Origin of the sequence: Sporosarcina sp. FSL W7-1283 (assembly GCF_038003105.1) — a bacterium.
GTDB lineage: Bacteria > Bacillota > Bacilli > Bacillales_A > Planococcaceae > Sporosarcina > Sporosarcina newyorkensis.
This window is the reverse complement of record NZ_JBBOOL010000001.1, coordinates 1,252,021-1,277,207: the sequence shown is the minus strand read 5'-3', so window position 1 is coordinate 1,277,207 and position 25,187 is coordinate 1,252,021. Positions and strand designations below refer to the sequence as shown.

Genomic DNA, 25,187 nt, shown 5'->3' with positions numbered 1-25,187 from the left:
GATCAGTTCTCTCCTTCGTCTATCTGCGACTGTAATTGTTCGATCGCTCGACGGGCAGCTTCCTGTTCGGCTTCTTTTTTAGACTTTCCAATTCCTTTACCGAGTTGTTGGTCATCAAGATTGACTACGGTAACAAACTTTTTCGCATGTGCAGGACCTTTTTCCTCAACCACTTCATATTGAAGAGGTCCATGATTCTTTTGCTGCACCAATTCTTGCAAACGACTCTTATAATCTGTCACATGCGAAAAAGCTCCGACACTGATTTTCGGAAAAACGATTCGTTTTAGAAATTCTTCAACCACTTCCATGCCCTGATCCAAGTACAATGCGCCAATATATGCTTCAAATACGTCTGCCAGCAACGCGGGACGCATTCTTCCCCCTGTCAGCTCTTCACCTTTGCCAAGCAAAATATAGTCACCAAAATGGAGCTCATTGGAAAACTTAACGAGTGATGGCTCACATACAATAGCGGCTCGCAGCTTCGTCAGCTCACCTTCACTTTTTGTCGGTTCTGTACGAAACAGAAATTTAGAGACGCCCAGTTCCAATACGGCATCCCCTAAAAACTCCAATCTCTCGTTGTCGGAAAACTTTTTGCGGCGGTGTTCATTAACGTAAGAAGAGTGCGTAAACGCGTTAAACAGTAAATTTTCATCCTTGAATTGTACACCTAATTGCTGTTGAAGCGCTTTGAATTTCTCTCGAACAGCTTGCGGCAATGAAGGATGGGATGATGCTTCTTTATAATGTCTTTTATTTTTCATAAGCTACTCTGCCTCTCATCTGTAATCTGTGTTGACTTTTTGTGTTCCTTTTGTAATAAAAATCTGCAACGGCTAGCCGTCTCCGCTTTTGTATCATCTAGCTGCAACGGCTAGCCCCTCGGGTCGTTTCAGACTGGCAGTAAAGGCAAAAGGCACCTTTATTGCCAGTCTTCCAACGCCTGTCGGGGTTAAACAGCCGTCTCCGCTTTTGCATCATCTAGTTTCAGACGCCAGCCTCTCGGGGCTAAACGGCGTCTTACACTTTTGCATGAGAAAAGAGACGCTTTCGACCTCCCAGATGAAAGGTCGAAAGTGTCTCACCGAAAAGGTCATTCGCCAACTTTTTCTTTAATGTACGATACTGCATCTCCGACAGTTGCAATTTTCTCTGCATCGTCATCAGAAATTTCTGTTTCAAACTCATCTTCAAATTCCATAACAAGCTCTACTACATCTAGTGAATCAGCCCCTAAGTCCTCCCGGAAAGAAGCTTCAGGTTTTACTTCGCTTTCATCGACGCCTAGACGGTCGACAACTACTTTTGTTACTCGCTCAAGTACTGTTGACAACATAGTCACCTCCTCTCAAAGGCCAAGTGTCCGCCTCATAACTTCTATTGAATTATAGAGGTTTCTCTCCTCAAAGTGCAACCATAGATTGAAGCATCCGAAGAACTAATTCGTTTACATCACCATGCCGCCATCGACATTGATCGTTTGGCCCGTAATATACTTCGCTTCATCGGAAAGCAAAAACGCCACTGTGCCTGCAACATCCTCAGCACTGCCCAGCTTACCTAAAGGAATAGTCGACAGTAACTGTTCTTTCATCTCTTCGCCCAGTTCGTCTGTCATATCCGTTGTAATAAATCCAGGCGCTACCGCATTTACTAGAACATTGCGGGCTGCCAATTCTTTCGCCGTTGTTTTCGTCAGGCCAATAACACCAGCTTTTGCAGCAACATAGTTTGCTTGTCCAGCGTTTCCAACGACACCAACGACTGAAGCTAAATTGACGATTCTTCCTGCACGCTGACGCATCATTTGCCGAGTGACAGCTTTCGTACAAAGGAAGACACCTTTCAAATTAATAGCCAGTACATCATCCCACTCATCCTCTTTCATGCGCATCAATAAATTATCACGCGTAATGCCTGCATTATTGACGAGGAAATCGATGGAACCAAATTGCTTGATAGCTTCATCCATCATTTCTTTCACTTGATCGGCATCGGAGACATTCGCCTGGAATGCAAATGCTTCTCCTCCTGCTGAACGTATCTCTTCCACAACAGCTTCTGCTTTTTCTTGACTGCCGCTATAATTCACGACAACTTTAGCGCCTTCTGATGCCAAACGTAACGCAACAGTGCGTCCGATCCCTCTGGAAGCACCTGTGACGACCGCTGTTTTCTCATCGAATCTTCCCATTACGCCCACCCTTTCGCTTCTTCTAGTACTTTTTGCAATGACGCTTCATCATACACCGGATACACTGTTGCTGTCCGGTCGATCTTTCGGATCAATCCACTGAGTACTTTTCCTGGTCCGCATTCAATGAAACGAGTTACGCCAAGTTCAAGAAGTCTTTCTACTGATTCTTCCCAGCGAACTGGTGAATACAATTGCTCAACCAATAAGCGCTTAATTTCTGCCTGCTCGGTCACAACATCTGCTGTAACATTGGCAACTACAGGAATTTCTGCATCTTTCATCACGATACCAGCTAATGTTTTTTGCAACTCATCCGCAGCCGGCTGCATCAATACCGAATGGAATGGCCCGCTGACATTTAAAGGTAATGCACGTTTTGCACCGGCTTCTTTTAGTGCGACACATGCTTTGTCTACACCTTTTTTCGCACCGGATATAACAATTTGACCTGGGCAATTAAGATTAGCGGGCTGAACGGGATCCCCTGATTCTGTAATATTACGAGTGATCGACTCCAACACATCCCGGTCCATGCCTAGAATCGCCGCCATTGTTCCTTCTCCAGCCGGAACTGCTTCATTCATGAATTTTCCTCGTTTATGCACTGCTACTACCGCATCTTCAAATGAAAGTACTTTTGATTCGACAAGTGCCGTGTATTCTCCAAGGCTATGGCCTGCTGAATAATCAGGTGTGATGCCAGCTCTCTCTAATTTCGCTGCAATCATCGCACCGACTGTCAAAAGTGCAGGTTGTGCATTATAGGTCAGCGTCAGATCATCTGCTGGTCCTTCGAGGATCAGTTTACTCAACTCAAAGCCAAGTGCAGCATCAGCCTGTTGCAAGAACTGTTTACACGCCTCATCCTTCTCCGCAAATTCCTTACCCATCCCCACGGCTTGAGAGCCTTGTCCCGGGAAAACAAATGCCAGTTTACTCAAGATTCCTCTTCCTCCCCAAGTGTTTCTCTAATTGTTTCACATACACGATATTGTACCATCGTGCGTGCTTGGCGTACTGCATTGAATAATGCATTGGCGTTTGAAGATCCATGTGCTTTGATCACAGGATGATTCAAGCCGAATAGACCCGCCCCGCCATACTCGGAATAATCCATTTTTTGTTTAAGACTTTTCATGTCATCTTTTACTAATCCTGCAGCAAGCTTTGTCTTGAAAGAGGACATGAATACTTCCTTCAACATAGAGAACACGTTAGATGCCGTGCCTTCAATCGTCTTCAGAACCATATTCCCCGTAAACCCATCCGTCACGACAACATCTGCTGCCCCATTCAGCAAATCCCGAGATTCTACGTTGCCGATAAAATGAATCGGTGCATTTTGCAGTTCTTCAAATGCATGTTTCGTCAAGTCATTTCCTTTACCTGGTTCTGTTCCGATATTTAATAACCCAACACGCGGCTTTTCAATGCCACGTACTCTTTCGGCATACACACTGCCCATAACTGCAAATTGAACCAAATGTGCAGGTTTACTATCAGAATTCGCTCCTACATCCAACAGTACGAAACCTTTGCCGTCAAGGGTCGGCAATGTTGGCGCAAGTGCCGGCCTTTGGATTCCTTCCAATCGACCGACAATGAATAACCCTGCCGACATGAGCGCCCCTGTGTTTCCGGCAGAGACACATGCCTGCGCTTCTCCATCTTTCACCGCTTGAGCCATGCGAACCATCGAAGCGTCCTTCTTCTTCCGTATCGCACGCACCGGTTCATCGTCAGGTTCAATCACTTCTGAACAATGAACTACTTGTAAGCGGGGATGCTCCTCTAAGAAGGGTGCCATTTTCTCTTCATCACCGAATATATGTATTGAAATATCATCAAATGCATGCAGGCTTTGTAATACTCCTTTAATAATCTCTCCAGGAGCATGATCTCCGCCCATTGCGTCCACTGCTATAATCATGTCACTTACCTGCCTTTTTTGTAGTACGGTACATCAAAAACTCTCCAGAAAAAACAGGTTCACTTTCCACTGTAGAAATGACATCAACAACCGTACTCTTATTTTTTAATGTCTCTTGGCGCACAACTGCCCGAGCTACGACTCGGTCTCCTGCCTTTACGGGTTTCGCAAAATGTAAAGAAGAACGAACAGTCAAAGCCAAATCGTCATCCAAAACAGCTACGGCGAGCGAATTGGCCTGGGCGAATAAATGATGTCCTCTAGCAATCCCGTTGCGTTTAAAGACATGGTCGTCCGTGACATCAAAGATTGAGAGCGCTTTATCATCCAATTCCACGTCTATGATTTCTCCGAATATTTCTTCGGTCTGCAAAGACTTCACTGTTTCCTTCATATGCTGCGAAGCAACGGACTTCAGACGTTCTCTTAGTTCAGGAATGCCGCACTCAAGACGATCCAGCCGAACTGTTTGAACACTCACCGAAAAATGCCCGGCGATATCTTCATCCGTTAAAAAAGGATCTTCGTCAAGCAAGCTCCTTAATAAGTGTTGCCTCTCCTTCTTAGGAACTTTCAATTGCTACACCCCTTCAGATTAGCACTTGGTATTAATACTAAGTATATAAAGAGGTTTAACAGATTGCAAGAGGTTAACGAATTTGTTTGCTGTTTTGGAAAAAGAACGAAATAGTGTGGGAAAAGGTGTATTCCTCGGGATTTGTCCTCCGAGCAAATCCCCGACTTCTTGTTGGATAGCGCAAGGGCTTTTGTCTTGTAAGTAGCGAGTTAAAGTGTGTTCACTCTTAAGGAGAAGACCAAAATAAAAGCGATATTATTTAGTTTTTCCTAATTTCAAATGAAAGTCGAATTGCCTAGTCTACACAAAATAGGGAGTGAAGTGTAAGACGGTCGACTCCTGAAGGCTCAAAGCCACACCCCCCGGAAAGCGTACCGTCTGGAACGGAAATCCCCATGGATACACCCGTGCCACAACAACTTGGCCAAAAGAACTCGCCGACTGCATTCTTTTAATTTTTGTTGCATTTATAATGCAATTTGCAGGAAAATGTTAAAAATCAGTCAATCAACACGCCTGACATTCCCTTAATCAATTCTTTTTTCCGTTAACGCTCCAGACTGTTCAAGCTGGTTTCGCAATGTTGCAAACTCATCGCCGTGCCAAAACTGCGGCGAATTCAATAAACGCTCTGCATCTTGCCGCGCAGTCGACAGCGCTTTAAAATCATGGACCAAATCGGCTACTTTGAACTCCGGCATACCGCTTTGCTTTTTCCCAAAAATGTCCCCAGCTCCACGCAGTTCTAAATCTTTTTCAGCCAAAACGAATCCATCATTCGTCTCTGTCATGGACTGCATACGCATTTTTCCTTCTTCAGATGTGGGATTGGCGAGCAGGACACAATACGACTGATCTGAACCGCGCCCAACGCGTCCTCTTAATTGATGCAGTTGCGCTAGTCCAAACCTGGTCGCATCATAGATCAGCATAAATGTTGCGTTCGGCACATTGACTCCCACTTCGACAACAGTGGTAGAAACTAAAATATTGAGTTCTCCCTCACTAAAACAGCGCATTACTTGATCTTTTTCAACAGAAGGTAAGCGGCCATGCATTAAGCCGACATTGTAACGGCCAGCAAAATAATTGCTTAGTTCAGCATGGACTTCCACCGCGTTTTGGACATCCAGTTTATCGGATTCCTCAATAAGCGGGCAAATAACATATGCCTGGCGACCCGCCCGCAGTTCCTTCTCCATCTTCTGCAAGACCGGAAGCAAAGACTCCTCTTTCAGCCAATGTGTCTCAATTTCTTTTCGTCCTGCCGGCAATTCATCGAGTATGGAGACGTCCATTTCACCAAAGACTGTAATCGCAAGTGTCCGGGGTATCGGAGTCGCTGTCATGAACAAGACATCAGGATTCAATCCTTTATCCCGCAATACACGCCGCTGCTCTACACCAAAACGGTGCTGTTCATCCGTCACGACAAATCCCAGCCGACAAAATTGAACCTCAGGCTGTATAAGAGCATGTGTGCCGATCAGCAAATCAATATCTCCTGCTTCTAACTTTTCAAGCAATTCCCGTCGAGCTTTCGCTTTTGTAGAACCGGCCAAAAACGCCACGATGACGCCAAACGGTTCAAACCAATCCGCCAGCAACTCCGCATGCTGCTCAGCCAAAATCTCTGTCGGGGCCATGAGCGCCCCTTGAAAACCTGCTGTAATCGTTGCATATAAAGCGATAGCCGCTACTGCTGTCTTCCCTGAACCAACATCCCCTTGCAACAAACGATTCATACGGAGCGGTGCCTTTAATTCGGCACACAACTCATTGACGACTCTTTTTTGTGCGTTGGTTAACTCAAAAGGTAGTGATTTGATGAATTTCTTCAGTAAATCTAAGTCATATTGGATAATAAGCCCTTGTTCCTGCTCTTTTCGCAGTTTCTTCATTCCTTGAATTTTCAACTGAAAAAGCAATAATTCCTCATAAACAAATCTTCTGCGTGCTTGCTTGACGTCTTCCAGCTTTGTCGGGAAATGAATCATTTCGAGCGCCTCCGCCAATGTAGGAAGACGGTATTCTTCTATGATAGAAGCAGGCAACGTCTCGATAAGGTCCCCTGCAGCAACATCCAGAGTATTTCGCATATATCGCCTGAATGTTTTTTGATGCATGACGCCTTTCAAGCTATAAACCGGCTCAAAGTCGATTTGCTCTCCTGTATGCAAACGGTTAACTGTGATAGATTGGCGACCTCTGTCCCAAGTACCTGTCACATTGATTTTCATCCCAGTCGAAAGACGTTCCTTTAAATAATGTTGATTAAAAAAAATGGCCTTCACTAAATGATGACCAACCAATAGACGGATTTGAAGGCGTGAACGATTCTTTCCAGAATAAAAAACGGTGGGTTCTGACTCCACTCGTCCTTCAACGGTTACCCGCTCGTTATGCGGAGTTTCCGTCAAGTCGGTCATTCTGAAATCTTCATGCCTGTAAGGAAATGTGTACAGTAAATCTTCAATCGTCACAATACCCAGCTTTTGAAATTGTTCAGTAGTGGTCTTTCCGATACCTTTCACTGTGCCGACACTATTTTGCAGTATATTTTCCACCCGAAACTCCTCCTTTCTACGCAGGTTAGAAAACGGATGTTCTTCTTTTTTAGTTTACCACGAAAAAGCTGGAAAATAAAAACGTTGCCCTTGTAAAAAAGGACAACGCATCATTTTATTCAACTGATAAAATATACGGATAGAGCGGTTGTTTTCCTGCATACAATTCCACATCTACGAAATCAAATTGCTCTTCGATATGTGCAGCAATCTTTTCCGCTTCGTCTGATGCAACGTCTTCTCCATAAATAATCGTGACGATTTCATCGTCCTCATCAATCAATGAGGCTGCCAGGCTTTTTGTCACGTCATCCAATGAAGGAGCTGAACTTGTGATTTTACCTTGAGCAATTCCTATGAAATCATCTTTTTGAATCGTCACTCCGTCAATAGAAGTATCCCGTACCGCATATGTGACCTGTCCTGTCTTAACAGAAGAAGCAGCTTCCTTCATAGTCTGCGCATTCTTTTCAACTGTCGCTTCCGGATTGAATGCTAATATTGCCGCCAATCCTTCAGGTACAGATTTGGTAGGCACGACCGCTGCTTCAATAGACAAAACATCCGCTGCCTGCTCAGCTGCCATAATAACATTTTTATTATTCGGCAGGATCAATACCTTTTCTGCACCAATCTCTTCTATCGCTTTGATAATATCTTCAGTAGAAGGATTCATCGTCTGTCCGCCTTCAATGACAGCGGATGCACCGATACTCTTTAGAAGCTCAGCGATTCCTGAACCCATCGAAACTGTGACGATAGCATACTTGTGTTGCTGTTTAGGGGCAGCTGTCGGAATGCTGTCGCGCTCCATAATATCACTGTGCTGTTCGCGCATATTCTCTATTTTCATCTTTGTCAGGGAACCGTATTTCTGCCCATAAGACAAAGCATCTCCCGGCTCTTCTGTATGAATATGTACTTTCACCACTTCATCGTCGGATATTACAAGCAATGAATCACCCAACTCACTCAGATCTTGGCGGAAAGTATCTTCATCAAACGGTTTCTCATGCAGCTTATCCGCATCCAATTTCACCATAAACTCTGTACAATAGCCAAACTCAATATCTTCGGTGTTCATGAAGCTTTGCACACTGCGGTGATGTTCTGTCTTGACCAAGTCTTCCATGGAATGGACAACAGTCTTTGCAGGCAAATCTTCACCTTTTAAACAAGACAAAAAGCCTTCATACACATACACAAGGCCTTGTCCACCACTGTCCACTACCCCTACTTCCTTCAATACAGGCAATAGGTCAGGCGTTCTTTTTAAAGAAGCCTTCGCTTCTTCGACAATGACTTCCATTAATTCGGTTAGATCTGCCGCTTGTTCCTTATAAGAAACTGCTGCATTCGCGGCATCTTTTGCTACTGTCAAAATTGTTCCTTCTACCGGCTTCATGACTGCTTTATAGGCAGTTTCGACACCGTATTGAAGGGCTTCTGCAAATTGCTTTACATTAACTTCCGATTCGCTTTCAATCTGTTTGCTGAATCCGCGGAATAGCTGAGATAAAATAACACCTGAGTTTCCGCGAGCGCCCATCAACAGACCTTTAGAGAAAGCTTGGGCAGTCATGCCGATATGTTCCTGTGCGTTCAAGCCTGTTTCTTTCGCACCTGAAGTCATGGATAAATTCATATTCGTCCCTGTATCACCGTCTGGTACAGGGAATACGTTTAAAGAATCCACATAATCCGCATTCTGGTGAAGGTGATGTGCACCCATTTCCACCATCTTCGCAAATTGCAATCCATTTATTGAACTCATTAACTCAAAGGCCTCCTTCTACACGTTCGTTACCCGAACTCCTTGAACAAAAATATTTACTGAACTTACTGTGAGACCTAACACTTTCTTAACTGTATATTGTACTTTCGATTGTACTTGATAGGCCACTTCAGTAATTTTCGTACCATAGCTCATGATGACATACATATCGATATGAAAAGCATTTCCTTCGTTACGTACAATCACCCCGCGAGCAAAGTTTTCTTTCCGGAGAATTTCTGTAAGTCCGTCACGAATTTGGTGTTGTGAAGCCATTCCCACAATTCCGTAACACTCGATCGCAGCCTCACCGACGACTTGGGCAATTACGTCATTCGTAATATCGATAGTACCATGTTCATTCTTCAGTTCGATTGACATCCTCTTCTCCTCCCAACTCTTTTCACGCATATACGTACATTATACGGTAATTTATCAAGAAAGAAAGCATTGTTGTCGCTGAAATATAGTGTAAAGGAAAAAAGCTTGAAGGTCTCCTAAAAAAATGTTGCATCGATCTCCCGCTTATGATAAAGTACTATGGTATGCGAATTGTAACGTGAATCGCTAAATAATTCACGAGGAGGTACTAAAATGGCTAAACAATGTGTTATCACTGGACGTAAAGCACGTTCTGGAAACTCTCGTTCACACGCTCTGAACTCAAGCAAACGCACTTGGGGAGCAAACCTTCAAAAAGTTAGAATCTTAGTAGACGGCAAACCTAAACGTGTTTGGGTATCTGCAAGAGCTCTAAAATCAGGCAAAGTACAACGAGTATAATAATCAAATGCTGAAAGCGCCGGGTAGCCTCGACAGACGTTGGAGGAATTGCCATAAAGGCGCTTTTTGCCTTTCTGGCAATTTCGAAACGCTCCGAGAGGCTGGCGCTTGAAGCTGGATGTGAACTTAAAGCTGAAGGTGGCGTCTAGCCGCGACAGGCACTGGAGGACTTAAAAATAAAGGCGTTCTTTGCCTTTATCTTTAAGTCCGAAGTGTCCCGAGCGGCTGCCACCTGAAGCTGGACGAATCAAATGCTAAAAGCGCCGGGTAGCCTCGACAGATGTTGGAGGGATTATCATAAAGGCGCTTTTTGCTTTCAGCAAAAAGAAAAAACACAAGGCACCTAAATTAGGCGCCTTGTGTTTTTTCTTTTTTACGTCTCTTTGACTTGCTGACTTTACTATTCGTTGCAACTGTTGATTTCGCACGGCCGTCCTTCTGGAACGCGACTGCGCACTTTCTGACAATATTGCTAACGAATTTCGGTAGCGTAAATGTATATACTCGCAAATCCCCACTCCTTTCAGGAATCTGAACTCCTTACCATTAAGCATATGCCGTCTCGGAAAGAGATAGTACAAACATCCGCCACCGTTTCATTACTTGTGAATCGAGTCGTGCCGATTTCCAACCGTTCATTCACTGTTTCGTATTTAAACCCAGTCAACGTCAATCCTGTCACCACAGGTCCAAACGAGAAAAAAGAAGTGTATGGGTAACGCTCATCTTTTTTTACACGTCGTACACCCGGCAACATGACACGGATATCATTGGTTGTGTTGTGAATTTTAAATTTCACTCTGCGATGCTCTGATTGCACCCTATATAATAAATGTAAAACAGATTGCAGGTGATCCAATCTGCCGCCCGTCACGCCAGTCAATATGATATAATCCGGATCATACGTCAGGGCTCGCTGTACAGCCAATTCCGTATCCGTCTCATCTTTTTCTTCGTTGACACGATGCACGATTTCCACCGCTGAAGTGATTTTTTCGAATTGCTCTTTTGACACGGAGTCAAAGTCTCCCACTGCTTCATGCGGTTGAATTCCTTTTTCCAATAAATAAAGAGCACCACGGTCCACACCAATATAGACCGTGTCCTGCTGATCATATTCTGCCAAATCTACGACTTCCTCAATGGGACCTGCCGCACAAATAATGGCATATTTCATTTTTGCATCACACTCTCACCAGCAGATTTTATTGCTTGCAATGCCTTTGCACGATCTTTTTGATTGTAGATTGCAGAGCCTGCAACGAAAATGGTTGCTCCAGCTTCAACACATGGCTTGATGGTCTCTTCATTGATACCGCCATCGATCTCAATTTCAATAGAAAGACCGCGTGCTGAAATAATTTCTGACAGTTGCTTTACTTTTGGCACGACAGATTCAATAAATGACTGTCCGCCAAACCCTGGATTGACTGTCATGAACAATACCATATCCACATCTTCCAAAACATGCATGATCAGATCAACAGGCGTATGCGGATTCAACACAACGCCAGGTTTAGCGCCTGTTGATTTAATCAATTGCAATGTTCTGTGCAAGTGACGGCAAGCCTCTACATGAACCGTAATATAATCTGCACCTGCTTTAGCAAAACTTTCGATATACGCATCTGGATTCTCGATCATCAAATGAACATCCAATGGTAATTTTGTTAAAGGGCGCAACGCTTCGACAACTATAGGACCCATTGTAATATTTGGTACAAAGTGACCGTCCATCACATCGATATGAATGAGCTCCGCACCCGCTTTTTCTACTTCCTTTACTTCTTCTCCCAGCTTTGAAAAATCAGCTGCTAAAATAGATGGCGCAATTTTTACCATGATCAATACCTCGGCTTTCGATCTATAATTTCTTGTAAGAACAGTAAGTAATTCTTGTAACGCGCTTCAGAGATCGTTCCTTCTTCCACTTGTGCTTTCACAGCACAACCAGGCTCCTTGACATGAAGGCAGCCCCGGAATTTACATCCTTCACCGGCTTCCGATATCTCTACAAAACAATCTCGTAATTCTTCTTTCTCAATATGTTCGAAGCCCAATGAACTAAAGCCAGGTGTATCCGCAACTAATCCATCCGCAATTTCGAGCAGTTCTACGTGGCGCGTCGTATGCTTACCACGCCCGAGTGCGTCTGAGATGACTCCTGTCTTCAACTCCAACTCGGGGAGAATCGTATTGAGCAACGTCGATTTTCCAACCCCTGACTGACCTGCAAGCACGGTTGTTTTGCCATTTAAATAGGGGCGCAGTACTTCAATCAACGGCTCTTCGTTGCCCACATTACGCAATACGGTATAACCAATACGCCGATAATAGGCTAAATTCCCTTCATTTTCCGCTATTGTCTGCTGGTTCGCTAAATCTTCCTTTGAAACATAAATAATTGGTTCTAGACGGTGCGATTCAATAACAGAGAGAAAACGATCCAACAAACGAAGGCTCATATCTGGCTCTACAACGGAAAATACTAGTAGTACCTGGTCCACATTCGCTATGGGTGGTCTAACAAGTTCACTTTTCCTTGGATGAACATCTGTGATGGTCGCGTCATTCTCACCATCTGGTGTATAGGTGACCATATCGCCAACAAGTGGGTTAATTCCTTTTAACCGAAAAACTCCCCGACTCTTACACTGAATTAATTCACCATTATGTTCAACATAATAGAAGCCGCTGATCGCTTTTCGAATTTGGCCTTCCGCCATCGAACTCCTCCTTTAATTCAACTCTTTATAGTCAAATTTATCTTCTTCTATCACGGTCTGGTTGCGCAACACTTTATAACCGCCCCGTTCACCTTCCTCAAGCTCGATGGTGATCTTACGGGAAGTATCTTCAGTTATTACAAATTCTTCTACAGGATCGTTCATTGTATGTTTGCGATCTTGTATATAAATTTGAATTTTCTGAGGCTCTCGTTCGTCTCCCTCTTCCCATTCATCCTCATCTTCAGGATTTTCATATGGAATCGTAATAGTTTTCACTAACAGTTTGACGGGTTTCGATGGAGCCCCTTTTGACATGACGACATCGACACGTTCATGTTTATCCATCTTCGTTCCTTTGGGAGGTTTTTGAGAGATCACACGACCTTTTTCAACCGTCTCCGAATATTCTCCGCTGACAATATGAATAGTAAGCACTGCACTTTTTGCGTAGCTTTCTAATTGTTTTTCTGTCATACCGCTTAAATCATTCAACGAATGCAACTCTTTTCCTTTACTGACCGTAAAAATGATTTCCGTATCTTCAGGAACGACTTCTTGATCGGCTTCTGGCTGCTGTCCAATAATGGTCCCTATGGGCTCGTCAGAATACTCTTCAACTGGAGTAATCTTCTCGAACCCATAATTTTCTAGAAATTGCACGGTCGCTTCGTAACTGCGGCCGACATAGTTGAGCAGTTTCATTTTATCTTTACCTATACTGACAAACAGTTTAACGCCGTCTCCCTCTTTTCGCTTCTTGCCGGCTTCCGGTATCGTTTTGATGACCTGACCTGCGTTGAATTCATCAGACGTTTCTTCCAATCGTTCATCTATGACAAAACCTTCTTTTTCTAGCAGCTCCGTTGCGGCTAGTTCTTCCTCACCTATTACTTCAGGAACGATAATTTCTTTAGGTTTCAGCCACATCGTCAGCACCACTGCAAGTAAGGCAATGACCAGAAGGCTTGCTCCCACAATAAGTGGCCATTTCTTCTTTTTCTTTTTCTTTTTCTTCTCATCCGGCGGAACCGGTTCCACTGCTGGCGGTGTGTGTTTTACGGTATTTTCCACATTATCGAATTTCGAAGTGTCTTTCACGATTGGAATCGCTACTGTTCGATCATCATCAAAAGGCAATGTAAATTTCTTGTCATTCGCACGTTCCGGTGAAAAGACCGTTAATAGGTCATCGTACATTTCATCGGCTGTGGCGTATCGATAGTTGGCATCCTTCGCGGTCGCTTTCAAAATGACATTCTCCACAGTTTGCGGAATTTCAGGAAGCTGCTCCCGTACAGAAGGCGTCTCTTCCTGCAAATGCTTCAGCGCAATAGCAACAGCCGTCTCCGCAGAAAAAGGAAGCTTTCCTGTCAACAATTCATAAAAAACGATCCCTAACGAATAAATATCCGAGCGCTTTGTAGCCATGCCTCCCCGCGCCTGCTCAGGAGATAAATAATGAACGGTACCAATAACTGAATTCGTTTTCGTATGTGCTGTGGAGTTCAGCGCCATCGCGATACCAAAGTCCGTAATCTTGACGTCGTCTTCACCATTCATCAGGACATTTTGCGGTTTAATGTCACGATGGACGATGCCATTATGATGGGCATGAGAGATCGCTGACACCAGTTGCTGCATAATGGATACAGCATGTTCAGCAGATAATGCTCCGTGTGTGTGTATATATTCTTTTAACGTCCGGCCTGGTATGTATTCCATTACCAAGTAATGAAGCTCATCTTCTTGGCCGACATCAAAAATATTGACGATATGAGGATGGGTCAAACTTGTCGCTGAAAGTGCTTCTCTTTGAAATCGCTTTTTCAATTCTTCTTCATTCGCAAAATCATAGTGCAATACTTTGATTGCCACGTCCCGATCAAGAATCATATCATGTGCCAGATAAACCCTTGACATTCCTCCATCACCGATCACACGGATAATTTCATATCGTTTACCAATCCGTTTACCGATCATGTGGAAATCACCTCGGTTTCAGGTATTTCCAGTAAGATCGCCGTAATATTATCTTCGCCGCCACGTTCATTTGCCAACTCCACGAACGTATCCACTTTGTCAGCCAATGAAACGTCACGCAATATAATATCAAGCATCAGTTCCTTTTCGACTTTATTGCTTAACCCATCTGTGCACAGCAACAAGTACGATTGAGATGGCACTGGAATGGTATACAAATCTGGTACAATCGACTTTTCAGAGCCCACCGCTTTCATAATCCAGTTTCTCTGCGGATGCACTTCTGCTTCCTGTTCCGTAATCTCTCCGCTTTCGATCAGTATATTGACGAACGAATGATCCTTCGTAATTTGCCGTATAGCCTTGCCTGTCACTTGGTAAATCCTGCTGTCTCCTACATGGAAAACAAGGCATTGATCCCCTAAAATCAACGCAAGGTCAAGCGTCGTTCCCATACCTTTAAAACTTTCATCCTGCTGGGCTTTTGTATATAAAAACAGATTGATATCCACGACCGTATCGTACAATAAATCATACCAGTCCTGTTCCGTCTCCACATCGTCACTTGCCGACATGAATTGCTCGCCAATCATTCGTACGGCAGTAGAGCTGGCAAAGTCGCCGCCTTTATGCCCCCCCATTCCATCTGCAATGACGGCTAGCACTGTATTGTTTTTAGGATGAACGAACACAGCCGCCTCATCTTCATTTACTGTCCGCTTGCGTCCAGTATCTGAGCGAATCTCATATTCCATAAGCTAACCCCCATTCCCTTTCCATCAGATCAGTTCTTTCTTTGCAGAGCTGCCACAAAGAAGCCGTCACTTTCGTATTGATGCGGCAAGATCTGTAAATAGCTGCTATCAGTCGGTTGATCGATGATGTGTAAAGGAACAAGTTCAAAATCCGGCTGCTCCCGTAAAAACCATTCGACGATTGCCTGGTTTTCTGTTTTATCAATCGTACAGGTGCTGTAAACCAAGCGACCGCCTTTTTTCACTAATTGGCTGGCAACTTGGAGCAGATCTTTTTGAATAACCGATAGATTTTCAATATCTTGCACTGTTTTTTTGTATTTAATTTCTGGTTTCCTTCGAATGACTCCTAAACCGCTGCAAGGCGCATCAACCAGTACACGATCAAATGATTGCGGTTCATAGGTTGAGAGTAATTCTCTGCTGTCCCCGCTATTTGTGTGAATGGAAGTCAAGCCAAGCCGCTCAGCATTTTGCTCGATTAAACGTAATTTATGCGGATGAAGATCATGAGCTTGCACTTCCCCCTCATCTTTCATACGCTCGGCAATATGCGTTGTTTTACCGCCAGGCGCCGCACACATATCGAGAACTTTCATACCCGGTTCTACTTGTAAAGCTAACGCTGGCAGCATGGAGCTTTCATCTTGAACCGTCAGCAGTCCTTGTTGAAATGCTTCCGTAGAGGCTAAATTTCCTGACTCTACTTGAATACTGCTGTCAGTCAAGTTACCCGGCGATGCAAGTACGCCTTCCTTCTTGAGTAACCCTATGACTTCTCCTCTGTTCGTTTTCGTTGAATTGATTCGCGCTGTGGTAACAGGCGGCAAATTATTGACAACTGCAATAGCCGTTGCTTCTTCCATGCCGTACTGTTCAATCCAACGTCGGATCAACCATTCTGGGTGACTCGTCTCAATCGACAGCCGGGCTACCGGATCTTCAATTTCATCCAAAGAAGGAACACCTTCTCGTAAAATCGAACGTAAAATCCCGTTTACCATAGAGGAGACGCCCTTATGCCCTCGCTTGTTTGCAATTTTCACTGCTTCATTGACAACGGCGTGCGGAGGGATTTTGGATAAATAGATAATTTGATAAACGGACATCCGCAATAATTGGCGAACCCACGGTTGCAATTTCCCGCGAATATAAGGTGCCAAATAATAATCCAATGTCATTTGCTGTTGCAATGTCCCATATGTCAATTCCGTCAACAAAGCCCGATCCTTTTGGGGAAGATCGTATAACTCAATTGTCTTGTGAAGCAATAAGTTACTGAAAGCTTGCTCGTTTTCGATATCCATCAAGATCGACAGGGCGGCGTCACGTACATTGCCTCGCCAAATTTTCTTCTTATAATTTGTCATTCAAACTGGTCTCCCACTTGCCACTTGGATCCGATTCCATTTAAGAAAACGGCGGCAGTCATTCGTTTTTTCCCCGCAGGCTGCAAGTCGGTAATGGCAAACGCACCATCACCTGTCTGGACGATAATCCGGTCTTTTTCCAACGCTATAATTTCACCCGGCACCGCATCAGACGTCCGTTCTTCAACACGCCCCCACCAAATCTTCACTTGGTCATCCGCAAATTTCGAATAAGCTACAGGCCATGGATGTAAACCTCTCACTTGGTTAAAAACGGAACGAGCAGAACGTTTCCAGTCAATTCGTTCCTGTTCCCTCGAAATATTTTTCGCAAACGTCACCTGCGTTTCATCTTGAACTGTACGTTCATTCGTACCATTTACGATCGAAGGCAAAGTGTTCTTCAATAAAGTTGTTCCCACAGCAGAAAGCTTCGTGAATAGACTGCCTGTATCGTCATCTTCTTTGATCGGCAGAGCAGTCTGTGAAATGATATCTCCTGCATCCAATTTTTCCGCCATATACATGATCGTTACGCCTGTTTCAGTTTCACCGTCCAGCACCGCTTGATGAATCGGTGCACCCCCGCGGTATTTCGGCAATAATGACGCATGGACATTGATACAGCCAAGCTTTGGTGCGTCCAATAACTCTTTAGGAAGCAATTGACCAAATGCTGCCGTAATAATTAACTCCGGCTGCAAACTGATGATTTCCTGAAGCTCAGCGGATCCTTTTAGCTTTTCCGGCTGAATGACAGGTAACCCAAGGCGTAACGCTTCTTCTTTTACAGGCGGCGGAGTCAATACTCTCTTCCGGCCAACCGGGCGATCGGGTTGGGTTACTACTGCTAATATATCGTAGCCTTCATCGTGAAGCATCGTCAGGACGGGCACAGAAAATTGAGGTGTTCCCATGAAAATAATTTTCGTCATTCGTCGCCCTCCTCATCCTCTTCAAACTCGGAAGGATCCACAATCCGCTGTATTTTCTTATCGAATAAAATGCCGTTCAAATGATCGATCTCATGCAAAATCGCACGCGCTTCATAACCTTCCGCCTCTAGTTCATACAGTCTGCCGTCGCGTTCCTGCGCTTCTATACGGACATGGAAAGGTCTCTCTACTTCACCAAATAATCCAGGAAAACTTAAGCAGCCTTCCACATCCACTTCAGCTCCTCCTGTTGCAGTAACTACTGGATTGATCATTTCGATGATATCTTGTTCTTCATCAAAGTCCACAATTGCCACGCGAATCGATTTTCCGATTTGCGGTGCCGCCAAACCTACACCATCATTTTCTATCATCGTTTCATGCATATCATCCAGTAACGTACCCAGCTCTTCATCAAAGACTGTGACTTCCTCACATGGTGCCGTCAAAATCGGAGACGGGTGTTTTACGATTTCTAATATAGCCAAAATTATTCCTCATTTCTGTAGTTACGTTCAGTGCCTGTCGAAGCTAAACGGCGCTTTGCACTTTTGATTCGTCTAGTTCCAAGCCCCAGCCTCTCGGGTCGTTTCGGTCTTTTCGAAAAGTTGCAAAGAACTCAACTTTGTCGATAAGCCCTCCAACGCCTGTCGAGGCTAAACGACGCTTTGAACTTTTGTTTAAAAAATAGCTGTCGGCTCACGGTTTATGGACATAACCAATCCGTCTTTTGCCCAGCTGGTTTTGTAATGTTTTAATAACTTTTGTAAAACCGGTACGAGCGCAGGTTCCTGTTTGTATTTTACCAAACATTGATAACGATATCTATTGTTGAGGCGACTGATTGCTGCAGCGGTCGGTCCAATAATCACGGACTCGGAAGACAGCTGTTCCATTAGGAAACTCGTGCCTTTATGTGCATAATCAGCCGCCTTCAGTACATCCTCATGGCTGAACTGCACAACCGTCACAAAATAATAGGGCGGATAGCCCAGCTGTCTTCTTCTATCCATTTCCAATTCATAAAACGGCACGTACTCTTGAGTTTTCGATAATTCAATCGCATAGTGCTCTGGATCGTATGTCTGAATCACTACTTCTCCCGGCAGCTGATCCCGTCCGGCCCTGCCGCTCACTTGTGTCAGCAACTGAAACGTCTTTTCCGCAGCCCTAAAATCAGCTAAATGAAGTGATGTATCGGCAGCCAATACGCCAACAAGTGTAATACGCGGGAAATCCAGTCCCTTGGCAATCATCTGTGTACCCAGCAGAATATCTGCTTTTCCTTCACCGAAATCATGCAACAACCTCTCATGGGCGCCTTTCGTACTGGTCGTGTCTACATCCATTCGAATTACGCGCGCTTCAGGTACTAGCTTATACAACTCTTCCTGTGCTTTTTGCGTACCTGTGCCGAAAAACCGGATATGCTCACTTGCACACTCCGGGCATTCGATCGGCACAGGCTGCTCATGACCGCAATAGTGGCACTTCAAACTTTCACTTGAACGATGATAGGTCAATGAAATATCACAATTCGGGCATTCCACTACCGTACCGCAGTCACGGCATAGTACGAAACTCGAGAAGCCGCGTTTATTCAGCAACAACACGATTTGTTCTTTACGTTCCAACCGTTGCCGAATACCATCCGCCAGTGCGACAGAAAACATCGAACGATTTCCTGTCTTCAGTTCTTCTCTCATATCGACGACCTGAACTTCTGGTAATGCCTGTTGTTTTGCACGTTTTGTTAGGGTCAATAATGTATAAACATCTTTAGTTGCGCGTGCATACGATTCCAACGACGGCGTAGCGCTTCCGAATATGACTGGACAGCGATGATAATCAGCTCGCCAAATCGCTACATCTCTCGCATGATATCTCGGGGACTCTTCTTGTTTATAGGTTGATTCATGTTCTTCATCCAAAATGAGCAGACCTAAATTCGTAAAAGGTGCAAAAACAGCTGAACGGGCTCCGATTGCCACTTTTACTTCGCCTCGATGGATCCGGCGCCATTCATCATATTTCTCGCCAGACGATAATCCACTATGCAGCACTGCGACCAACTCACCGAATCGCCCTTTAAATCGAGCGGTCATTTGTGGTGTCAGAGAAATCTCAGGAACTAGCACAATTGCTTCCTTGCCTTTTTTCAACACATGGTCGATCGCTTGCAAATAGACTTCTGTTTTCCCGCTGCCTGTGATTCCATGCAATAGGAACGTTTCTTGCTTCTTCTTATCACTAGCTTGTTCAATCGCTGACAATGCGGACTGTTGCTCATCTGTCAGCTGCTCAGGCTTCCCGCTGTCCCGCATTTTGGGTGCATCCAATTCACGGTAAACTTCCACTTGGGATTGTTCGATGACTTGTTTATCGAGCAGTGCTTTCAAGACGTTTGCTTTAACGCCTGATTTATTCATGATTTCGCTGGCTTCCATCGATTTCGACGGATGTAGAAGCAACCACTGCAATAATTCCACTTGTTTTTTTGCGTTTGAATGTGTCTCTTCCAAAGCGGATTCCAAGTGTGCTGTGTCCGGAATATGAATCATCCGAACTTTTTTCATCTTGGTTTTCTGCTGGATCGCCGTATCGATCTGAACAATTCCTTGTTCACTATACTTCTTCACTTCATTCAATAAATGAGCATCCTGCAAAGCCTTCAACGATACTTGCTCTCGATTTCCTAAAAACTCTCGGAATGAATCGTCGAGCAATTCTGGCTTGACTACACGCATGATTTTCTCATATTTCGCACGCATCGCTGCCGGCAGCATCACTTGGAGCGCATCGATTTCATAGGCAATCGTTTCAGCTGCCATCCATTTTGACAATGCCAGCAGTTCCGTGGATAGGACCGGCTCTAAATCTATTATCTCCAACACTGGTTTAATCTTGCCAGAATCCAGTTCACTATGCATTTTGATTGCTGTGACATATCCGACGACTTTTCGAGGGCCGAATGGCACTTTCACTCTCAGGCCCGGCTCCATGACGCTCTCCCACTCTGCCGGGACAGCATAATCAAACGGACGATCGATCGGATAAGCCGCTACATCGACAATGACTTCAGCGATCATCTAACTTGCCGCCTTCTTGCTGAAGTATCGTTTCAAATAAACGTACCGCCAATTGATCTTTTGGCATGGCAGTAAACGGAGTGGCTTCTCCTTCTCTGGAAAGCAGTGTGACAACATTCGTATCACTGCCAAAGCCGCCACCCGGATCGGTCACATCATTGACGATGATATAATCCAGATTTTTAGACTCCAATTTTTTTTGACCATATGCGATGACATCCGTCGTTTCAGCTGCAAAGCCTATCAATAGCTGATGTTCTTTCCGATCTCCGAGCGATTTCAATATATCTGTCGTACGCTCCAATTCGAGCACGTCGTCGCCTGCTTTTTTCTTCATTTTCTGAGTATGTACCGATTTTGGACGGTAATCTGCAACTGCCGCGGATTTCACGACAATAGAAGCATCGTCAAATTGACTGAGCACTGCATCGTACATATCGGCAGCACTCTCGACATGGATTATTTGGACGCCTGAAGGAACAGTCAATTCAACTGGACCTGAAATGAGAACGGTTTCCGCGCCAAGCTTTTGCGCTGCTACCGCCATCGCATAACCCATTTTACCGCTGGAGAAATTCGAAACATAGCGAACCGGATCAATTCGTTCACGTGTCGGCCCCGCAGTAATCACGACTTTTTTCCCTTTTAGCGGTTGATAATGGCCTTGCGTAAAATGCTGGCTTACCAGTTCCGTAATACGTTCTGGTTCTTCCAAACGCCCCTTCCCCACATAACCGCAGGCCAAAAAACCTTCCGAAGGCTCAATAAAGCGGTAGCCGTCCGAATGGAGTTGCCCAATATTCCTTACAACAGCGGGATGGGCGTACATATGTACATTCATTGCGGGTGCAATCCAAACATCCGCTTCAGTAGCAAGTAAAATTGTAGTGACCATATCATCCGCGATCCCGTTTGCCAGTTTGCCGATGACATTCGCCGTAGCAGGCGCCACTAATACCAAATCCGCCCAATCCGCAAGATCTATATGTGCAATCACACGAGAGTCTTTTTCATCAAATGTATCGAAATACACATCGTTTTTTGACATCACTTGGAATGATAATGGCTGCACAAATTCTTTCGCTGAATCCGTCATTACGACTTTAACGTTTGCGCCTGCCTGAGATAGCTTGCTGACAAGTGCGACTGCTTTATAGACTGCAATTCCACCCGTCACACAAAGCAAGACATTTTTATTATTTATCATAATTAGGTGCCCCCTGTTCCTTTCAAAAAATAACAAACTCCCTGAGAACGGTTGAATTCCAAGGGAGTAGTTTTATCTTTATTCAGCAAAAACTCTCACCTCAATAGGTGGTGAGATGAATGTGGTAATATCCTGTTCAGTGGGATTTCAAACGCCCGCTGACCAATAGGAGAACGCAGGCTAGAAACGCCACATCCTGTGGCAATGCCTGCATAACCTACATCCTGTAGGCCTATGCCTCCGGCGGATGTCACAGATTTTGAAAGGATTTAATCGAGCACGCTCGATTCAAAATCTGGACGCAATTACGCCAAAGCGTAATTGATTTCAAATCAAACTTCGTCTTCGTAAATAATTGATTCATCCGCTTGTTGGTTGATCAAGACCCCAGCAGCCACTTCTTCTAACGCTCTGCCGACACTTTTCTCTGAACGATACTTATGTAAGAGTTCGTTCCGTTTTTCCTGTAGTTCACGCGCACGTTTCGCAGCCAGCGTGACCAATGTGTATTTAGAATCTACTTTCCCTTTTAGTGAATCAACTGATGGATATAACATAGTTTATTCTCCCTCCAACATTTGTAAGTATCTCTTTTCCACACGTTCTCTGCGGCAATGCTCTGCTGTAACAATTGCATTGACCCGATCACATGCTTTGGAGACCTCGTCGTTTTCGACTACATAATCGTACAAGTGCATCATTTCAAGTTCTTCTCTTGCCTTTAATACTCGATCGGCAATGATATCGGATGCTTCTGTACCTCTTCCGATCAAACGAGTTTCCAGATCACTCAAGCTTGGAGGTGCCAAGAAGATAAATAAACCATTTGGTACTTTTTCACGAACTTGTGCAGCACCGACGACTTCTATCTCAAGAAATACATCGCGGCCTGCGTCGAGTGTTTCGTTGACGTAGTCGAGTGGCGTGCCGTAGTAGTTTCCTACATATTCGGCATACTCCAGAAGTTTCCCTTCTTGGATCATTTGTTCAAATACTTCCCGTGATCTGAAGAAGTAGTCGACGCCGTCCACTTCGCCTTCGCGCGGGTTTCTAGTGGTCATCGATATGGAGTATTCGTAGTTGGTGTCCGGGCTTGAGAAGAGTTCTTTACGAACAGTTCCTTTACCTACGCCGGATGGACCTGAAAGGACGATTAGGAGTCCTCGATGTTTGTACATATAATCCCTCTTTGTTATGTATTCATTTACACGGCATGCTGTCCCCGCACCGTTGATTTCCACTCCAGACGGGACGCTTTCCGGGGGGCGTGGCTTGAGCCTCCTCGTCGCTTTGCTCCTGCGGGTTCTCAAGGCGCACGCTGATCCCCCAGGAGTCGCCCGTCTTCCGCTCCAATCAACTAGATACGCTTCTGTTCCTAAAAAGCTTCAATAACAACAGCGTACAATAAAGTGATTTATTCCATTCAGATTATTTAATCTGACCGAACAGGCCCATGTGTGCAATCTGTTCATATTATACCATATTCATACGATGAGTGCTAAAATGGAACAAAACGAAATGAAAGAGGAATCCGTATGGCATTTGATGGTTTATTTACGAAAGCGATTGTAAGCGAGTTGCAGCAGTTGAAGTCTGGCCGGATTTCGAAGATTCATCAGCCGAATTCGCAGGAAATTATTTTTCAGATCCGGGCAAATAATAAAAATCATAAATTATTAGTTTCACTGCATCCTTCTTTTTCGAGGATGCAATTGACGAATGAAGTGTTGACGAATCCGTCCGAGCCTCCGTTGTTTTGCATGGTGTTACGGAAGCAGCTTGAGGGCGGAATGATTACGTCCATTGAGCAGCAAGAGACAGACCGGATTGTCAGTATCCAAGTTCAGGCTCGAAATGAACTGGGCGATCAGATTGAACGAAAACTGGTTATTGAGATCATGGGCAGACACAGTAATTTAATTTTACTGGATGCTTCGCGCGATTTGATTATCGACAGTATGAAGCATCTGCCGCCTTCCGTGAACAGTTACCGGACGATTCTGCCTGGACAGCCGTATATCCCGGCACCTCCACAAGATAAACTGGATCCTTTTCAAGTCTTAGAAAATGAATTTATGGATGTCTTGCCTAACCTGCAGGAGCCGAGAGATGTTGTCCAGCAATTCGCTGGCTTTTCTCCCCTGACTGCTGCCGAACTACTGTATCGGCTCCAACAAAATCAGGAGCAGCCATTTTGCGTTTGGAGATCTTTTTTAGACAGTTTCAACGCAGATTCAATGAAGCCTACTGTAGTGGAGAATGATCGAAAGACATTATTCTCCGCTGTGGAATTGACACACGCGCCCGGCACAACTCAAACGTTTTCTACATTGAGTGATTTACTCGACAAAGTCTATTTTGCCAGAGCAGAGCGAGAGAGGGTCAAGTCCCAAGCGATTGATTTGGAACGCTGGTTGTCCAATGAAATTACGAAGCTTGAAAATAAGACAAAAAAACTGCAAAAAGAACAGCAGACGGCTCAAAACTTGGATACCTTAAAACTGTACGGTGAGTTATTGACAGCGAATAATTACTTAATGCAAAAAGGCGATAAGGAAGTGACGGTAGAAAATTATTATGAGCAAGGCACCACCGTCACGATTCCGCTTGATCCGCGGAAATCACCTATTGATAATGCCCAGAATTATTTCTCCCGTTATTCGAAAGCCAAAACCGCACTCGTCCGAATTGCGGAGCAGCTAGAAAAGACGAAAGAAGATATCGAATACTTTGAGATGGTACGGCAGCAAGTATATCAAGCTTCCCCAATTGATATAGAAGAAATACGTGAAGAATTGGTCGAACTTGGATTTATGCGTGCTAGAAGAAGCAAAAAGAAGGTAAAGCCAAAGAAACCGGCACCGGAAGCATTTGTTTCCTCGACTGGAGTTCCAATTTCCGTCGGGAAGAATAATAAGCAAAATGATTATTTGACGTTCAAAATGGCTGCGCGGGATCATGTATGGCTGCATACAAAAGACATACCTGGCTCGCACGTCGTCATCCATGATGCAGAGCCAGACGCACAAACGATTGAAGAAGCAGCTGGGCTGTCCGCTTATTTCAGTAAGGCTCGTGAGTCGTCTTCTGTACCGGTCGATTATACCGAGATTAAGCATGTGAAGAAACCTTCCGGTGCAAAACCTGGATTTGTTATTTACTTTGAACAGAAAACCGTGTTTGTTACGCCTGATGAAGATTTAGTCCGTAAACTGCGGAAGTGAGTAATATTATATAAAAAGGCTGCCCGAAAAGTCATTGCCACCTGACTTTTCGGGCTTTTTGTAT

General features: G+C 44.5%; 24 protein-coding genes. 2 read left to right on the top strand and 22 right to left on the bottom strand.

Annotated features, from left to right (window positions below):
* Positions 1–2 precede the first annotated feature (2 nt).
* The 9 genes from rnc to MKY93_RS05945 form a co-directional block, all read right to left on the bottom strand.
* Positions 3–770: a ribonuclease III gene (rnc, locus tag MKY93_RS05985; protein WP_009765541.1), complete on the bottom strand. Its 768-nt coding sequence runs from the start codon at positions 768–770 to the stop codon at positions 3–5.
* Positions 771–1,099: 329 nt separating this feature from the next.
* Positions 1,100–1,339, bottom strand: coding sequence for an acyl carrier protein (locus MKY93_RS05980; RefSeq protein ID WP_040758847.1), 240 nt, complete (start codon positions 1,337–1,339; stop codon positions 1,100–1,102).
* A gap of 114 nt (positions 1,340–1,453) precedes the next feature.
* Positions 1,454–2,200: a 3-oxoacyl-[acyl-carrier-protein] reductase gene (gene fabG / locus MKY93_RS05975; RefSeq protein WP_340758535.1), complete on the bottom strand. Its 747-nt coding sequence runs from the start codon at positions 2,198–2,200 to the stop codon at positions 1,454–1,456.
* Positions 2,200–3,144, bottom strand: a complete 945-nt coding sequence (fabD, locus tag MKY93_RS05970) for an ACP S-malonyltransferase (RefSeq protein ID WP_009765544.1) — start codon at positions 3,142–3,144, stop codon at positions 2,200–2,202. Before fabD ends, fabG begins: the two co-directional genes overlap by 1 nt.
* Positions 3,141–4,133 carry a phosphate acyltransferase PlsX gene (plsX, locus tag MKY93_RS05965; RefSeq protein WP_078817773.1) on the bottom strand — a complete coding sequence of 331 codons (993 nt, stop codon included), beginning with the start codon at positions 4,131–4,133 and terminating at the stop codon, positions 3,141–3,143. Before plsX ends, fabD begins: the two co-directional genes overlap by 4 nt.
* A gap of 1 nt (position 4,134) precedes the next feature.
* The gene (fapR, locus tag MKY93_RS05960) at positions 4,135–4,710 is read right to left on the bottom strand and encodes a transcription factor FapR (protein WP_009765546.1); all 576 of its coding nucleotides are present in this window, start codon (positions 4,708–4,710) and stop codon (positions 4,135–4,137) included.
* Positions 4,711–5,237: 527 nt separating this feature from the next.
* Positions 5,238–7,301, bottom strand: coding sequence for an ATP-dependent DNA helicase RecG (recG, locus tag MKY93_RS05955; RefSeq protein WP_340760910.1), 2,064 nt, complete (start codon positions 7,299–7,301; stop codon positions 5,238–5,240).
* Positions 7,302–7,392: 91 nt separating this feature from the next.
* Complete coding sequence (locus MKY93_RS05950; RefSeq protein ID WP_340758534.1) at positions 7,393–9,051, bottom strand: DAK2 domain-containing protein; 1,659 nt, start codon at positions 9,049–9,051, stop codon at positions 7,393–7,395.
* An 18-nt stretch (positions 9,052–9,069) separates the two neighbouring features.
* Positions 9,070–9,432, bottom strand: a complete 363-nt coding sequence (locus MKY93_RS05945) for an Asp23/Gls24 family envelope stress response protein (protein WP_340758533.1) — start codon at positions 9,430–9,432, stop codon at positions 9,070–9,072.
* A gap of 213 nt (positions 9,433–9,645) precedes the next feature.
* On the opposite strand from MKY93_RS05945, the gene rpmB reads away from it, so the two are divergent.
* Positions 9,646–9,834 (top strand): 50S ribosomal protein L28, encoded by a 189-nt coding sequence (gene rpmB / locus MKY93_RS05940; protein ID WP_078817777.1) that lies wholly within the window; start codon positions 9,646–9,648, stop codon positions 9,832–9,834.
* A gap of 348 nt (positions 9,835–10,182) precedes the next feature.
* On the opposite strand, the gene spoVM is transcribed toward rpmB, so the two are convergent.
* The 13 genes from spoVM to gmk form a co-directional block, all read right to left on the bottom strand.
* On the bottom strand, positions 10,183–10,344 hold the full coding sequence (spoVM, locus tag MKY93_RS05935) for a stage V sporulation protein SpoVM (protein WP_139365993.1): 162 nt from the start codon (positions 10,342–10,344) through the stop codon (positions 10,183–10,185).
* A gap of 13 nt (positions 10,345–10,357) precedes the next feature.
* Positions 10,358–11,011, bottom strand: a complete 654-nt coding sequence (locus tag MKY93_RS05930) for a thiamine diphosphokinase (RefSeq protein WP_340758532.1) — start codon at positions 11,009–11,011, stop codon at positions 10,358–10,360.
* Complete coding sequence (rpe, locus tag MKY93_RS05925; protein ID WP_340758531.1) at positions 11,008–11,676, bottom strand: ribulose-phosphate 3-epimerase; 669 nt, start codon at positions 11,674–11,676, stop codon at positions 11,008–11,010. Before rpe ends, MKY93_RS05930 begins: the two co-directional genes overlap by 4 nt.
* A gap of 2 nt (positions 11,677–11,678) precedes the next feature.
* On the bottom strand, positions 11,679–12,560 hold the full coding sequence (gene rsgA, locus MKY93_RS05920) for a ribosome small subunit-dependent GTPase A (RefSeq protein WP_340758530.1): 882 nt from the start codon (positions 12,558–12,560) through the stop codon (positions 11,679–11,681).
* A gap of 12 nt (positions 12,561–12,572) precedes the next feature.
* Entirely contained in the window at positions 12,573–14,543 is a 1,971-nt protein-coding gene (pknB, locus tag MKY93_RS05915; protein ID WP_340758529.1) for a Stk1 family PASTA domain-containing Ser/Thr kinase, read from the bottom strand.
* A complete protein-coding gene (locus MKY93_RS05910) occupies positions 14,540–15,298 on the bottom strand; it encodes a Stp1/IreP family PP2C-type Ser/Thr phosphatase (protein WP_078817782.1) in 759 nt (252 codons plus the stop codon). Before MKY93_RS05910 ends, pknB begins: the two co-directional genes overlap by 4 nt.
* A gap of 29 nt (positions 15,299–15,327) precedes the next feature.
* Positions 15,328–16,668 (bottom strand): 16S rRNA (cytosine(967)-C(5))-methyltransferase RsmB, encoded by a 1,341-nt coding sequence (gene rsmB, locus MKY93_RS05905; protein WP_078817783.1) that lies wholly within the window; start codon positions 16,666–16,668, stop codon positions 15,328–15,330.
* Positions 16,665–17,603 carry a methionyl-tRNA formyltransferase gene (fmt, locus tag MKY93_RS05900; protein WP_078817784.1) on the bottom strand — a complete coding sequence of 313 codons (939 nt, stop codon included), beginning with the start codon at positions 17,601–17,603 and terminating at the stop codon, positions 16,665–16,667. The genes rsmB and fmt overlap by 4 nt, the downstream gene beginning before the upstream one ends.
* Complete coding sequence (gene def / locus MKY93_RS05895; RefSeq protein ID WP_078817785.1) at positions 17,600–18,091, bottom strand: peptide deformylase; 492 nt, start codon at positions 18,089–18,091, stop codon at positions 17,600–17,602. The genes fmt and def overlap by 4 nt, the downstream gene beginning before the upstream one ends.
* 192 nt (positions 18,092–18,283) lie before the next feature.
* Positions 18,284–20,692: a primosomal protein N' gene (gene priA / locus MKY93_RS05890; RefSeq protein ID WP_340758528.1), complete on the bottom strand. Its 2,409-nt coding sequence runs from the start codon at positions 20,690–20,692 to the stop codon at positions 18,284–18,286.
* A complete protein-coding gene (coaBC, locus tag MKY93_RS05885; protein WP_340758527.1) occupies positions 20,682–21,899 on the bottom strand; it encodes a bifunctional phosphopantothenoylcysteine decarboxylase/phosphopantothenate--cysteine ligase CoaBC in 1,218 nt (405 codons plus the stop codon). The genes priA and coaBC overlap by 11 nt, the downstream gene beginning before the upstream one ends.
* A gap of 332 nt (positions 21,900–22,231) precedes the next feature.
* The gene (gene rpoZ / locus MKY93_RS05880; protein ID WP_078817788.1) at positions 22,232–22,456 is read right to left on the bottom strand and encodes a DNA-directed RNA polymerase subunit omega; all 225 of its coding nucleotides are present in this window, start codon (positions 22,454–22,456) and stop codon (positions 22,232–22,234) included.
* A gap of 3 nt (positions 22,457–22,459) precedes the next feature.
* The gene (gene gmk, locus MKY93_RS05875) at positions 22,460–23,077 is read right to left on the bottom strand and encodes a guanylate kinase (RefSeq protein ID WP_009765562.1); all 618 of its coding nucleotides are present in this window, start codon (positions 23,075–23,077) and stop codon (positions 22,460–22,462) included.
* 357 nt (positions 23,078–23,434) lie between these two features.
* Here gmk and MKY93_RS05870 point away from each other — a divergent pair, with 357 nt between their 5' ends.
* Complete coding sequence (locus MKY93_RS05870) at positions 23,435–25,123, top strand: Rqc2 family fibronectin-binding protein (RefSeq protein WP_340758526.1); 1,689 nt, start codon at positions 23,435–23,437, stop codon at positions 25,121–25,123.
* Positions 25,124–25,187: the final 64 nt, after the last annotated feature.